Source organism: Kitasatospora sp. NPDC001132 (assembly GCF_053598415.1).
This window is the reverse complement of record NZ_JBSFKF010000009.1, coordinates 192,310-205,076: the sequence shown is the minus strand read 5'-3', so window position 1 is coordinate 205,076 and position 12,767 is coordinate 192,310. Positions and strand designations below refer to the sequence as shown.

Annotated in this window: 13 protein-coding genes; 6 read left to right on the top strand and 7 right to left on the bottom strand. The window is 75.0% G+C overall.

Annotation, left to right across the window (positions count from 1 at the left end):
- Window positions 1–737, top strand: a 737-nt coding sequence (locus tag ACWDBE_RS15470) for a hypothetical protein (RefSeq protein WP_449808253.1), incomplete at its 5' end; no start/stop codon positions are given.
- A gap of 86 nt (window positions 738–823) precedes the next feature.
- Here ACWDBE_RS15470 and ACWDBE_RS15465 read toward each other — a convergent pair.
- Window positions 824–1,396: a transglycosylase SLT domain-containing protein gene (locus tag ACWDBE_RS15465; RefSeq protein WP_449808301.1), complete on the bottom strand. Its 573-nt coding sequence runs from the start codon at window positions 1,394–1,396 to the stop codon at window positions 824–826.
- Here ACWDBE_RS15465 and ACWDBE_RS15460 point away from each other — a divergent pair.
- Window positions 1,289–1,765 (top strand): hypothetical protein, encoded by a 477-nt coding sequence (locus tag ACWDBE_RS15460; protein ID WP_449808307.1) that lies wholly within the window; start codon window positions 1,289–1,291, stop codon window positions 1,763–1,765. The two genes, ACWDBE_RS15465 and ACWDBE_RS15460, sit on opposite strands and share 108 nt — an antisense overlap.
- Window positions 1,766–1,913: 148 nt before the next feature.
- Here the strand turns inward: ACWDBE_RS15460 and ACWDBE_RS15455 are convergent, their stop codons facing one another.
- On the bottom strand, window positions 1,914–2,735 hold the full coding sequence (locus tag ACWDBE_RS15455; RefSeq protein WP_449808252.1) for a helical backbone metal receptor: 822 nt from the start codon (window positions 2,733–2,735) through the stop codon (window positions 1,914–1,916).
- Window positions 2,736–2,965: 230 nt separating this feature from the next.
- On the opposite strand from ACWDBE_RS15455, the gene ACWDBE_RS15450 reads away from it, so the two are divergent.
- The 3 genes from ACWDBE_RS15450 to ACWDBE_RS15440 are packed head-to-tail and all read left to right on the top strand — an operon-like array spanning window position 2,966 to window position 5,979.
- A complete protein-coding gene (locus ACWDBE_RS15450) occupies window positions 2,966–4,066 on the top strand; it encodes an ABC transporter substrate-binding protein (protein ID WP_449808251.1) in 1,101 nt (366 codons plus the stop codon).
- Between the two features lie 3 nt (window positions 4,067–4,069).
- The gene (locus ACWDBE_RS15445) at window positions 4,070–5,158 is read left to right on the top strand and encodes a FecCD family ABC transporter permease (protein ID WP_449808250.1); all 1,089 of its coding nucleotides are present in this window, start codon (window positions 4,070–4,072) and stop codon (window positions 5,156–5,158) included.
- Complete coding sequence (locus tag ACWDBE_RS15440) at window positions 5,155–5,979, top strand: ABC transporter ATP-binding protein (RefSeq protein ID WP_449808249.1); 825 nt, start codon at window positions 5,155–5,157, stop codon at window positions 5,977–5,979. Before ACWDBE_RS15445 ends, ACWDBE_RS15440 begins: the two co-directional genes overlap by 4 nt.
- 57 nt (window positions 5,980–6,036) lie before the next feature.
- Here the strand turns inward: ACWDBE_RS15440 and ACWDBE_RS15435 are convergent, their stop codons facing one another.
- From ACWDBE_RS15435 to ACWDBE_RS15420, 4 genes are all read right to left on the bottom strand, one after another.
- Window positions 6,037–7,032: an L-tyrosine/L-tryptophan isonitrile synthase family protein gene (locus ACWDBE_RS15435; RefSeq protein ID WP_449808248.1), complete on the bottom strand. Its 996-nt coding sequence runs from the start codon at window positions 7,030–7,032 to the stop codon at window positions 6,037–6,039.
- Window positions 7,033–7,121: 89 nt separating this feature from the next.
- Window positions 7,122–8,456: a cytochrome P450 family protein gene (locus tag ACWDBE_RS15430; RefSeq protein WP_449808247.1), complete on the bottom strand. Its 1,335-nt coding sequence runs from the start codon at window positions 8,454–8,456 to the stop codon at window positions 7,122–7,124.
- 98 nt (window positions 8,457–8,554) lie between these two features.
- Window positions 8,555–9,925, bottom strand: a complete 1,371-nt coding sequence (locus tag ACWDBE_RS15425) for an MFS transporter (protein WP_449808246.1) — start codon at window positions 9,923–9,925, stop codon at window positions 8,555–8,557.
- A 212-nt stretch (window positions 9,926–10,137) separates the two neighbouring features.
- The gene (locus ACWDBE_RS15420) at window positions 10,138–10,740 is read right to left on the bottom strand and encodes a sigma-70 family RNA polymerase sigma factor (RefSeq protein WP_402400335.1); all 603 of its coding nucleotides are present in this window, start codon (window positions 10,738–10,740) and stop codon (window positions 10,138–10,140) included.
- A 16-nt stretch (window positions 10,741–10,756) separates the two neighbouring features.
- Between ACWDBE_RS15420 and ACWDBE_RS15415 the strand changes: the two genes are divergently transcribed.
- Entirely contained in the window at window positions 10,757–11,023 is a 267-nt protein-coding gene (locus ACWDBE_RS15415; RefSeq protein WP_449788550.1) for a zf-HC2 domain-containing protein, read from the top strand.
- 317 nt (window positions 11,024–11,340) lie between these two features.
- Here ACWDBE_RS15415 and ACWDBE_RS15410 read toward each other — a convergent pair whose 3' ends face one another.
- Window positions 11,341–12,297, bottom strand: coding sequence for a hypothetical protein (locus tag ACWDBE_RS15410; RefSeq protein WP_449808245.1), 957 nt, complete (start codon window positions 12,295–12,297; stop codon window positions 11,341–11,343).
- Window positions 12,298–12,767: the final 470 nt, after the last annotated feature.

Below are 12,767 nucleotides of genomic sequence, written 5' to 3'. Positions count from 1 at the left end.
CTGCCGCCGAGGAGTCGGCCGAGGTCGAGGGTGCCGATGCGGTTGTCGAAGCTGCTGAGGCTGAGGTTGAGCCGGTCGTCGAGTCCGAGTCCGAGTCCGAGACCGAGCCTGAGGCCGTAGCGGCGGAGCCTGCCGCCGAGGCCGCTGAGGTAGTCGCCGAGGTCGTCGTGGCGGAGCCTGCGGTCGAGGAACCGGCCGTTGAGGTCGAGGAGGCCGCTGCTGAGGTCGCGCCGGCGGCCGAGATCGAGACCGAGTCCGAGACCGAGCCTGAGGTCGTAGCGGCGGAGCCTGCCGCCGAGGAGTCGGCCGAGGTCGAGGGTGCCGATGCGGTTGTCGAAGCTGCTGAGGCTGAGGTTGAGCCGGTCGTCGAGTCCGAGTCCGAGACCGTTGTCGAGGAGCCCGTCGCCGAGACCGAGGCTGTTGCCGTCGAGGTGGCGGAGCCGGTCGTCGAGGCAGAGGAGCCGGTCATCGAGGCCGAGCCCGTCGTCGCCGAGGCTCCGGTCGCCGAGCCGGAGGCCGACGCCCGTCCCGCGAAGCCGGACTTCACGCCCGGTCGCCCCGTGACCGCCTACTCCGCCGAGGAACTGCTCGCCGTCGTGCGGTGGGTGGACGGTGACGGTGTCGAGCGGAGCGACGAGGAGCTGCTGCGGGCGGCCATGAAGGAGCTGGGCTTCGCCCGCCTCGGCCCCCGGATCAAGGAGGCGCTGGGCGCCGCCGTCGCCGCCGCGCGCGGCTGACGACGTACGGCCGCAGGGCCGGGGCCCGGGACGCGAGCACGCGTCCCGGGCCCCGTCGTGTTCCGGGGGTGAAACGGTGCCCTCCGTCAGCCGGCCTTGTTCCACGGCTGGCTGGACATCAGCGCCTTCACGTTGGCGACGTACGCCGGGTTGGGGATGGCCAGGCTGCCGACGGCCTCGCCGGTGGCCGGGTCGATGACGACGCTGTAGTGCACGTTGCCCGCGCCCGCGTTGTACGCGGAGACGACCAGGTCGAGCAGCGGCGTCTTGCCGGTGACCGGGTCGGGGGAGAGGTCGTACTTGCCGCCGAACGAGGAGTCGCCGTAGTAGGCGACGAGCCAGTCGAGCAGCTGGGTGCCGAGCTGGACGTTCCCGGCGAGGGTGGCGGGGTCGGAGGTGGTGCCGAACTTGCCGTTCATCCAGCTGACGGTGTTCGGCATGACCTGCATGGTGCCGATTCCGCCGTCGCAGGCGACGATGCCGGACTGCCAGCCGCTCTCCTGCCAGGCGATCGCCCTGACGAGGTTGAGGGCAGCGGCGGGAGCTGGTCGGTGCCGCCGCTGCCGAGCCTGAGCGTCCGGGTCTGGTCGGCCGCCGCCCCGAGCGCCGCGCCGACGGCCTCCTTGGCCTCGTCCGGCCGGGGCTTGCCGGGCGCGCAGCCGCTCTGCGCCGGGGGCACGTGCGGGGTCGAGGGCGCCGGCGGTGGAGGCGCGACCGGGCCGGGCTTGGCGCTCGGCACCGGCGCCGCGACGACGGGCTTGGCGACGGGCGGCTGGGTCGTCACCCCGGCGGGCAGGCTGCCGGCTCCGGCCTTGGCGGTGCTGCCCGGCTGTGTGCTCGGGGAGGGCTTTCCGAAGGTGCCCGGGCCGGTGCTCTGTCCGGTGGCCAGGCCCTGGGTGGCGGCGGGGCTCGTGCTCGCCGGTGCGGTCGGGCTCGGCGCGGTGCTCGCGGACGGGCTCTCGCTCGGTGTCGCGACGGGCGAGGCGCTCGCGGCCACCGGGGTGCCGCCGGACGACGCGTCCCGGTGACTGTCGGCGTGCTCGGTGCCGCAGCCGGCCAGGACGGCGGCCGAGACGGCGGCGGCGGACATCAGGCCCAGGGCCCGCCCGGTCGTGCTCACTCTCATGTGTGGTCCCCCCACTGGTCACCGGCGGCCGCCGGTGAGTGGCGGTCATCCTACGAGGTGCCCCTGCCACCAGGACCGAGCGGGTGGTCGAGGGCCCGCCGAAGCACGGCCGGGGCCGTCACCAGCGACGGCCCGTACCAGGTCAGGTGCCGTCCGCTGACCAGCGCCGCCGGTGTCTCCGGGAATGCCTCCGGGCCGTCCTCGGCCGTGAACCGGTACGGCTCGTCCGGTAGGACCACCAATTCCGGCCGACAGGCGATCAGTTCGGGAAGCGGGACGGCGGGGTAGCGCTCGGGGTGGTCGGCGTGGACGAGCCGCAGGCCCAGCCGGCGCAGCAGGTCCCCGGCGAAGGTGTCGCTCCCGAGGACCATCCACGGTCGGCGCCAGATCGGCACGACGGTCCGCGGGCCGTCGACGTCCGGAGGAGTGCCGCCGCTGCAGACGGGGGCCCAGGCCGCCTCCGCCTCGTCCAGCCAGGCCGGGCGGGGCAGCCCGCAGGCGGTGGTCAACAGCCGGTCCAGGGAGCGGAAGGCGTCGTCCAGGGTGCGGATGTCGGTGACCCAGACCGGGACGCCGGCCGCCCGCAGCGCGTCCAGGTCGGGGCGCCGGTTCTCCTCGTCGTTCGCGAGGACGAGGTCGGGTGCGAGCGCGAGGACGCGCGGGACGTCCGGGTTCTTGGTGCCGCCGATCCGGGTGACGGACAGGTCGGCGGGGTGGCTGCACCAGTTCGTGGCGCCGACCAGCAGCCCGGGCGCGGTGGCGGCGACCGCCTCGGTCAGTGAGGGCACCAGCGAGACCACCCGGCGGGGCGGGCGCGGCCCGAGCCGGACGGGAAGGTCGAGGTCGTCGCGCGGGGCGGTGGGGGCGGCCATCCGGCCAGCCTACGTCCGGCTTCCCGGCGAGGGGGCGCGCCGCCGGCGACCGGTCGCGAATCGCGGGGAACCGGCCGCCCGGGCCGTCCGACTACCTGGTCCGGGTCCGCAGCACGGGCCCTCGGCACGCACGAGCGCCGAGTGCCAACGCCGAGCACCGAGCACCGAACGCAAGCACCAAGCACCGAACACGATCGCCGAGCGCGATCACCGACCAGGAGAGAGTTGTCATGCGCCCTCGCGTCGTCTGCGGAATCGCGGCCGCCGTCGCCCTGTTCGCCACGGCCTGCGGAAGCGGGACCGGGGGCGGGCAGAGCGCCTCCGTCACCGTCCAGCCCGCCCCCGGTGGTGGATTCCCCGTCAAGGTCGCCGACTGCGCGGGCAAGGAGACCACCATCGCCAAGGCGCCCGCCAGGATCGTCACCAGCAACGCCTCCAGCCTGGAGCTGCTGCTCCGACTCGGCGCGGGGGAGCGGGTGATCGGCACCGGCTTCCCGCCCGGCAAGGGCACCCTGCCCGCCGACCTCGCCGAGCAGGGCGCCAAGGTGCCGGCGCTCGGGGACAAGGGCATAGCCAAGGAGAAGCTGCTCGGCTCCGGAGCCGACCTCTACGTGGACACCTTCGGCGCGATGCCGATGATGGGCGGCGGCGCCACCGGGCCGAGCGAGGAGGAGTACGCGGCGGCCGGCATCCAGCACGTCTACCTGCTCTCCACCGCCTGCGCCGGGACACCGAAGGCCGCCAAGGCGCCGCGCATCGACCTCGCCGGGATCGAGGAGGACGTCCGCCGGCTCGGCGCCGTCACCGGAACCGCGGCGCGCGCGGAGGAACTGGTCGCCGGGATGGAGAAGCAACTCGGCGAGGTCCGCACCGCGCTCGCCGCCGTGCCGGAGGCACAGCGGCCGAGCTACTTCGTCTTCGACTTCGACGCCGGCACCAAGCAGCCGGTGGCGGTCTGCGGCCGACAGGTCGCCAACGCCGTAATCAGCCAGGCCGGGGCGCGCAACGTGTTCGCCGACTGCGACGCCGACTTCAAGCCCGGCTCCTGGGAGGACGTGGTCGCCAAGAACCCGGACTGGATCCAGCTGGCCGTGCGCAACCGGGGCAGCGAGGAGGCCACCCGCAAGGCCTTCGACGAGGCCGAGGCCTTCCTGAAGGACTTTCCCGCGACCCAGGGCCTGAAGGCCGTCCAGGAGGGGCACTTCGTCCGGCTCGGCTCCGAGGTGACCACCATCGCGGGGGTCCGCAACGCCGACGCCGTCCGGCAGATCGCCGCCACCATCCACCCGGACCTGGTCAAGAGCCCCGACCTCGCCAAGAACGGGCAGTAGCCGGTGACTTCGGCCACCTCCCGGAATGAGCGCGGCGACGCCCGCCCGGCCCGCACCCTGCGGGCCGGGCCGCTGGCCGCCGCCCTCACCGCCGCCCTGGTGCTCGCGCTGACCGCCGCCGTCTCACTCGGCTCGGTGGACGTCCCGCCCGGCGAGGTCTGGTCGGTGGTCGCCCGCCGACTCGCCGGCCGGGCCCCCGAACCCGGCACCCGCGACCTCATCGTCTGGCAACTGCGCGTCCCACGCGCCCTGTTGGCCGCCGTGGTCGGCGCCGGACTCGGCCTGGTCGGCACCGCCGTACAGGCCCTGGTCCGCAACCCGCTCGCCGACCCCTACCTGCTCGGCATCTCCTCCGGCGCCTCGCTCGGCGCGGTCGCCGCCATCGTCCTCGGCACCACCCTCGGTCTCCAGCTCTCCTTCGGCAGCGCGCTCGGCCTCACCGTCTCCCTGGCGGCGTTCGCCGGCGCGCTCGCCGCGTTCTCACTGGTCTGGCTGATGGCCCGCCGCGGTGGCGGCTTCTCCCCGTTGCGCCTGGTCCTCGCGGGCATCGGCATCGCCCAGTTCCTCGGCGGCATCACCAGCTACCTCGTCCTGCAGACCCGCGACGAGCAGCAGACCAGAGGTGTGCTGTTCTGGCTGATGGGCAGCCTCGGCGGCGCCGTCTGGGCCCAACTCGCCCTCCCCGCCGTCGCTGTGGCGGTGGGACTGGCGCTGCTCCAGGCCCGCGCCCGGGGGCTCAACGCGATGCTGATGGGCGACGAGACGGCCGCCGGGCTCGGCGTGGACGTCACCCGGCTGCGCCGCGAGGTCTTCGTCGTCACCAGCGTGCTCACCGGGGTGCTGGTCGCGGTCTCCGGGGCGATCGGCTTCGTCGGACTGATGGTGCCGCACGTGTGCCGACTGCTGCTCGGCGGCGACCACCGGCGGCTGCTCCCGCTGTCCGCGCTGACCGGGGCGCTGCTGCTGGTCGTCGTCGACACCGTGGCCCGCACCGCCCTGGACGGCCAGGAACTGCCGATCGGCGTGGTCACCGCCGTCCTCGGCGCCCCCACCCTGCTCTACCTGCTGGACCGACGACTGGAGCGCAGTTGAGGATCGCCGTCGAGGACCTGAGCGTCGCCCTGGCCGGCCGGACGGTGCTGGCCGGGGCCAACCTGATCGCCGAGGAGGGAGAGATCGCCGGACTGGTCGGGCCCAACGGCAGCGGCAAGTCCAGCCTGCTGCGCACCGTCTACCGGCACCTGCGGCCCAGCGCGGGCCGAGTGCTGCTGGCCGGGCGGGACCTGGCGGAGCTGCGGCCCGCGCAGTCCGCCCGGCACATCGGGGCGCTGCCCCAGGAGCGCGGCGAGGACTTCGAGTTGAGCGTCCGCGAGGTGGTCGCGATGGGCCGCACGCCCTACAAGCGGGCCTTCGCGGCGGACGGCGCCGAGGACCACCGGATCACCGCCGAGGCGCTCGACCGGGTCGGCATGGCCGAGGCCGGCGACCGCCGCTTCGCCCAACTGTCCGGCGGCGAGAGGCAACGGGTGCTGCTCGCCCGGGCGCTCGCGCAGCAGCCGGACGTCCTGGTGCTGGACGAGCCGACCAACCACCTGGACGTCCGGCACCAGGTCGAACTGCTGGCGCTGCTCCGGGAGCAGCGCCGCACGACCCTGGTGGCCCTGCACGACCTCAACGCCGCCGCCTCGGTCTGCGACCGGCTGCACGTCCTGCACCGCGGCGCCCTGGTGGCCTCCGGGGCGCCGCGCGAGGTGCTGACCGCCGGGCTGCTGGCCGAGGTCTTCGGGGTACGGGCGGCGGTGGTGGAACACCCGCTCACCGGCGACCCGTTGATCGCCTTCGACCACCGTGCCCCGGCGGCGGACCCGGCCATCGCTCCCACGCGCTGCGGGGTCGACGGCAGGGCCGGGTAGCGCAGGGGCCGGCCGCCCCCGGTACCACCCGGCCCGCGCGGGCCGGCGAGGCGTGCCTCAGCAGCCCTCGTAGTGGCTCGGCCTGCCGTCCCGCAGCACCAGCCGGCCGAGTCTGGCGGCCTCGTCGTTGCGCAGCAACTCCCGCTCGCCGCCGGTGCGGTGGAGCACCGCCGAGTGCCAGGGCGTGGTCCAGGCATCGGCGGACGCCAGCAGTCGGATGCCGAACTTGGACGCCCCGGCCGGCTGCGGGTGGATGGAGAGCCGGACGGCGCGCGGGTGGTGCTCGGCGATCAACTCGCCCCAGGCACGGCTGCGTTGGATCACCCCGTAGGCGCGGCGGCGGCACTCCCGCTGGAGGGCGGAACGGGTGCCGGTGAAGCCGATGGTGTCCTCGGTGAGGAAGCGGGTGATGCCCCGGTAGAGCCGCAGGGTCTCCTCCTCGGTCAGCACCTGCTCGCGCAACTCCTCGACGCTCGGCGCGTACTGGGCGTGCACCCGGGCGCGTTTCTCGTCGTACGGGAGGTCGCCGAGGACGGCCCGCAGGTCGAAGATGTCGAGGTGGGAGAGGCCCTCGTGGGCGATCATCGCGGTCAGGGCGTCCGAGTAGGCGTCTATGTGATCGTCCGGGACGTTGATCAGATCGCCGAAGATGTGGCCGTCCGAGCAGATCAGGATGCGGGCGCCGGGCGCGTGCAGGCGGCCGATCTCGGCGCAGAGCCCGTCGAGGAAGGTCAGCGACAGCCGTTCGCCCTCGTCCGGCAGGTGGCCGAGCACCTTCGCCGGGTTCGGCGACTTGCAGGGGAAGCCGGGCAGGGTGAGGACGATCGGCTCGCCGGCGGTGATGAAGTCCGCCAACTGCGCCAGCTGGAGCGGGAAGTGCTCCGGGCCGGCGTCGAACTCCGGGTCCGAGGCGCGACGGTGTGGCAGTAGCAGGCCGAGGACGCGGGCGGCGAGGGCGGTGGCGCCGGCGCGGGTTCCGGGGCCGTCGGGGGCGTCGGGGGCGTCGGGCGCGTGGGGGGTGATGACGGCAGGGGCGGTGCCGACGGGCGGCATGGCGGGTCCTCCAGGGAAGGTCGTGCGGGGTGCGGGGTGCGGGGCGCGGCTCCGGGCGGGTGGAGCCGGGTGGCGGGACGCGTCCGGGGTCAGCGGCGGTGGTCGTAGGCGACCGGCAGCCGGCTCACGCCGCGCGCCAGGACGGCGGGGACCCAGGTCAGGTCCGCCAGACCGTCGCCGGGCGCCTCGGCCGGGCGCAGGCCGGGCAGTCGGGTGAGCAGGGTGGCGAGGGCGATCTGGAGTTCTGCCCGGGCCAGCGCGGCGCCCGGGCAGAAGTGGATGCCGTGGCCGAAGGCCAGGTGGGCGTTGGGCGTGCGGTCGAGGTCGAGGCGGTCGGGCCCGGGGAACTGTGCCTCGTCGCGGTTGGCGGCGCAGAGCGAGACGATCACCGAGTCGCCCGCCGGGACGGCGGTGCCGAACAGGTCGCTGTCCTCGGCGAAGAACCGCCAGGTGGTGAGCTCGAACGCGGCGTCGTGGCGCAGCAGTTCCTCCACCGCCCGGGCGAGTCGGCCGGGCTCGTCGACGCCCTCGCGCAGCCGGGCGAGCTGCTCGGGGTGGCGCAGCAGGGTGACCAGCATGGTGGTGATCTGGTTGGTCACCGGCTCCTGCCCGGCGACGAGCAGCTGGAACACCATGGAGTCGAGCTCGGCGCGGCTCAACTCGCCCGCGTCATGGGCGGCGACGAGCCGGCCCAGCAGGTCCTCCTGCGCCGCCCAGCCGGGCTCCCGGCAGTCGGCGCGCTTGCGGGCGACGACGTCGGCGATGTACGTCTGGAGGCCGCGCAGCCGCGCCTCGTACGCCGGACGGCCGGGGTCCTGCGGGCCGACCGGCGCGACCACCTTGCCCCAGTCCCGGTCGAAGCGCTCCGCCAACTCGGTTGGCAGTCCGATGACTTCGGCGAGCACCCGGAAGGGGTAGTGGGCCGCGAAGCCGGCCACCAGGTCCGCGCCGCCGGACTCCGGCAGCTCGTCCACCAGCGCGTCGGCCAGCTCCCGGAACCGGGGGCGCAGCGACTCCACCCGGCGCGGGGCGAAGGCGTCCAGCACGAGCCGGCGCATCGAGGTGTGCTTGGGCGGGTCCTGGTGGAGCAGGTGGACCTGGAGCTGGGAGTGCTGCGGCTCGGGCATGATCGACGCGAGTCGGCGCCAGTTGTCGTTGCCCAGTGCGTGGTTCTTGCCGAGGCGGGGGTCGTTGAGGGCCGCGTGGGCGGCCCGGTAGCCGGTGACCAGCCAGGCGTGGATGCCGCTCGGGAACTCCACCCGGTGCACCGGCCCGGCCTCGCGCATCCGCTGGTAGAGGGGGTACGGGTCGCGCTTGTACGCCGGGCCGTACAGCGGGACGGGGGAGGGGAGCCGGTCGTACCCGTACGGGCAGCCCGGGACGTCGTCGTCGGTGGAGGCCGGGCCGGGGATCGTTTCGGTCATCGGGGATCCTTCGGTGCGGTGTGGTGCGGGTCGGGGGTGGTGCGGGGGTTCGGGGAGCTGTGTCGCGGTGCGGGTCGGGGTGGTGTGGCGTGGGGCGGTCAGGGCGTGGGGCGGCGGTGCAGCGCGAGCAGGGCGACGGCGGTGGCCGCGACGAGTGCGGCCAGCGCGATCCCGGCGCGGGTCCCGGTGACGGTACGGCCGCCGGCCAGGGCGGCGGCGGTGGCGAGGGCCGGGCCGAGGGCGAAGCCGAGGCTGCGGGCGAGCTGGACGGCGGAGCCGGCGGTGGCGAGCTTTCCGGGCGGGGAGGCGGACATCACCAGGGCCTGGGTGGGGCCGCCGTTGAGGCCCATCCCGGCACCGGCGAGCGCGAGTCGCGCTGCTATCTCGGCGGCGGACCAACCGGCGTCCAGCGGGACGAGCAGGGCCAGGCCGAGGGCCGTGACGGCGGCGCCGGTGAGCGCGGTCGGGCGGGCGCCCCAGCGGTCGGCCAGCCGGCCGCCGACCCGGCCGGCCAGCACCATGCCGAGCGGGAACGCCAGCATGGTGAGCGCGGTGGCGGTGGCGCTCTCGCCCCGGGGGCCGCGCAGGTGCTGGGCGAGCAGGTAGTGGCAGGCCGCGAAGCCGGCGGCGAGCGCCAGCACCGAGGCGTTGGCCCCGGCGGTCCCGGCGGCCCGCAGCACCTCGGCCACCGGCCGCCCGCCGGGGCGGCGCAGCCAGAGCAGCACCAGCGGCACGGCGGGCAGGGCGAGCAGCAGCCACCCCGGTGCCTGTGGGGCCAGGGTGAGCCCGAGCAGGACGGCGGCCACGGCGGCGCCGATCAGCCCGGCGTCGCCGAGCGAGGACCGGTCGGGCGGCCGCAGCCCGCCGCGACGCGGGGCGCGACGCCACACGACCAGGACGGCGGCCAGGCAGACCGGCAGCTTCACCAGGAAGATCGCCCGCCAGCCCAGGTGGTCCAGCAGCAGACCGCCGACCACCGGCCCGGTGACGGCGCCGAGCGGACCGAGTGTCGCGGGCACGCTCATCGCCCGGCCGCGCAGCTCGGGCCGGACGGAGGTCGCGGCGAGCACCGGCATCAGGACGAAGAGCACGGCTCCGAAGGCGCCTTGGAGCATCCGGGCCGCGATCAGCCAACCGGCCCACGGGGCGCAGGCGGCCAGCATGCTGCACAGGGCGAAGCAGCCGACGGCGAACAGCAGGGCCGAGCGGGTGCCGACCTGATCCAGCCACCGCCCGGCGGGCAACAGCAGGGCGACGAGCGGGAGCTGATACCCGAGGACGGCCCACTGGGCGACCCCGGGGGAGACGTGCAGGCCGGCCGAGATGTCGGTGAGCGCGAGGTTGACCACGTTCATGTCGAGCATCGCGACGAACGACAGCAGGCCGGCGGCTACGACCAGGCTCCAGCGGTCGGCTGGCGGTTGACGCTCCGTCAGGGATGGGGCGGCCGGGGTTGGTTGTGCTGTCACGAAGTCCCTCCGTCTCCCGTGCTGCTGCAGCGGACACCGCCTCGGCGGCGGGGTCCGGTACAGCAGTCGGTGGCGCGGGGGCTCCGGTTCCGAACACTTGGGGGATTTCTTCCCGGGGGTCGACAGTCGACGGCTTTCAGCGAACAGATGACAGATAACAGATTTCGAAAGTTGTCATCTGTTACTGTCATCTGTTCTCCGTCGGTCCCCGCTCAGCAGGCGGTCGCGAGCTCCCCGGCCTCGGCGGCGCGCAGGCGTGCCACCAGCTCCTCCCGCGCCCGGGCGACCCGGGAGCGGACGGTCCCGACGGGACAGCCGGCGACCTCGGCCGCCTCGGCGTAGCTCAGGCCGACCACCTGCGTCAGCACGAAGGCCTCCCGCCGTTGGGCGGGCACCCGGTCGAGCAGGTCGCCGAGCGCGATGCCGTCCTCGAACCCGGCCGTCGGCACGCCGATCTGTCGCTCCGCCGCCTCCTGCCAGTCCGGCAGTGCGGCGCAACGCGGCCGGGCGGCGGCCATCCGATACCGGTCGATCACCGTGCGCCGGGCGATCGACAGCAGCCACGTACGGGCCGAGGACCGCCCCGCGAACGCGGGCAGGCCGCGCAGCGCGCGCAGGAAGGTCTCCTGCGCGAGGTCGTCGGCGGACTGCACGTCCGTCAGGTGGGCGACGAAGCGCCAGACGTCCCGCTGGGTCGCCCGGACGAAGGCCTCGACGTCCGCCGCCCGTCCGGAGCGGGCGGTCAGCGCCAGGGCGGTGAGCTGTTCGTCATCCACGGTGGCCCCCCGCCTGGCTGGTCCCGGCGCCACGGCCATGCGGGACGATGGTCCTATGAGATGCGCGCAGTTTCGTACGGCTCTGTCCGCCCGGCTCGACGGCGAACCGGGCGGGCTGCCGGAGATCCGGCTGGACAAGCACGTCGCGCGCTGTGCCGGCTGCCGGGAGTGGCTGGACCGGGCCGAACGGCTGCGTGGTCGGGTAAGGGCGGGCACCGGCGACGGCCCCTCGCCCGAGTGGTCGGCCCGGCTGCTGGCCCGGCTGGGCGAGGACCGGCCGGGAGGTAGCGCTCCGGACGACCCGCAGATCGCCGAGCAGTAGGCGCGGCCGGCGTGGCCGGGGGAGCGGGAAGGGCGGGACGGTGGCGCCGGCCGCAGCCGGTCCGCCGTGGAAGTCAGGCATGGGAAGGTCCCGAGGGGAAGGCGGGGAGCGGCGCCGCGCAGCGCGGCACCGTCGGCGTCCATGGGCAGCCGCGCGGCGCGCCGGGCCCCCTGGGGAGGCGCGGCGGCGGACGCGGGCCCGCACCCTGGCGGCACGACGGCACGAGGCGCGGCCGTACGGCAGGGCGACCTGCCCGTCGCGAGAGTTCCCCGGCGACCGGAAGCGGCCGGGAGCGGGAAGACGGAGCGGCGGGCGCGTCAGCAGGCGAGGGCGAACGCCGGCGGCCCGCGCCGGACCAGGGCATGCGTCAGCAGCACCGAGCGGGGTGGCCGGGCCCGGTCGTCGGCCGGGCGCGGCGGAGCCGGGACCCGGTAGCCGAAGGGGCGCGCGAAGAGCGCCAGCAGCGGGGGCAGCAGAGCCCCCGCGACCACGGCGCCGAGCGCGCCGAGCAGCTCGAAGAGCCGGACCAGCGCCGCGTCACCGCGCCAGAGCAGGAGCGCACACGCCAGCGCGGCGAGCACGTGGGCGGCGGTCATTCCCGGCGACATGCCGTGGGACATCCCGTGCGCCATGTCGTGCGCCGGTCCGTGCGCGGGCGCGCTCACCAGGTCCTGCGCCGGGCCGTACGACGCGGCGCCTTGGAACGTGCCGTCGGGCATCATGTGCTGCCCGGCGGGCATCCCCGGCATCCCCGGCATCCCGGCCATCCCGGTCATCCCTGGCAGGTCCGTGTCCGTGCCCGTGTCCGTGCCCGTGGCCCCGGGGGCACCGTGGCGCGGCACCGCCGTCGGCCGCAGGCTGCCGGCGGCCGGTGGGACGTCCGGGTCGATGCCCGCCATCCGCGCCAGTTCGACCGGGGAGAGCCCGCCGGGTGCCCGGTCGGGATTGCAGAGCAGGAGCGCGGCCCAGTCCGTGGTGGCGAGCCGGCCCAGACCGCCGCCTCCTCGGGAGATCGCCCCGGCCTGTTCGAACAGCTGGTGCAGCGCGGTTTGCGCCACGACCATCCAGAGGCTGATCGCCCCGAGCCCGCGCCGCTTCCCGGCGAGCAGCCAGGTCAGTCCGAGGACCGTCCCGAAGCCGCCGGCCAGGGCCGTCGGCGAGACGCCGGATCCGGCCATGGCGACGTGCGCGGTGGCGGCCATCGCCACGCACAGCGCGGCGAAGACCGCGGCGCGCAGCAGGCGGATCCGGTCGGTCATCACGATGGCACTCATCGTCGCACCCGCCCTGCCCGGTCCGTACCGCACCCTCCGGTGATGGCTGGTTCTATGCCGTGAGACCATGCCCGGCCGCCGCCCCGCGACCCCGTCCAGGACCCGTCCAGGACCCCGTTCGCGACGGCGCCCGACCACGGCCAGGCCCGGCCTGTCGGTTCGGCAGGCTGAACGAACAGCTGCTCGTACGACCATCGGGGCGGTTTGACAGCACGTATCCCCATGCTCACTTAATGTGCTCAGTCCAGCACGGTGTGTATGTGAACGATGCCGTCCAGCAAGCAGGGAGGTCCGGTCTTGGAGACCCCGACGGATACAACGGATGCCTCGGCGCCCATTGCCGACAGTGCCGAGTCCGCTGCCCCCGCGGAGCCGACCGTCCCGCAGCGGGCGAAGGTCCCGGAACAGGCGAAGGCCCCGGTCGAAGCGGCGGACCGCGGGGAGCGGGCCGTGGCCGCCGAACCGGCCGC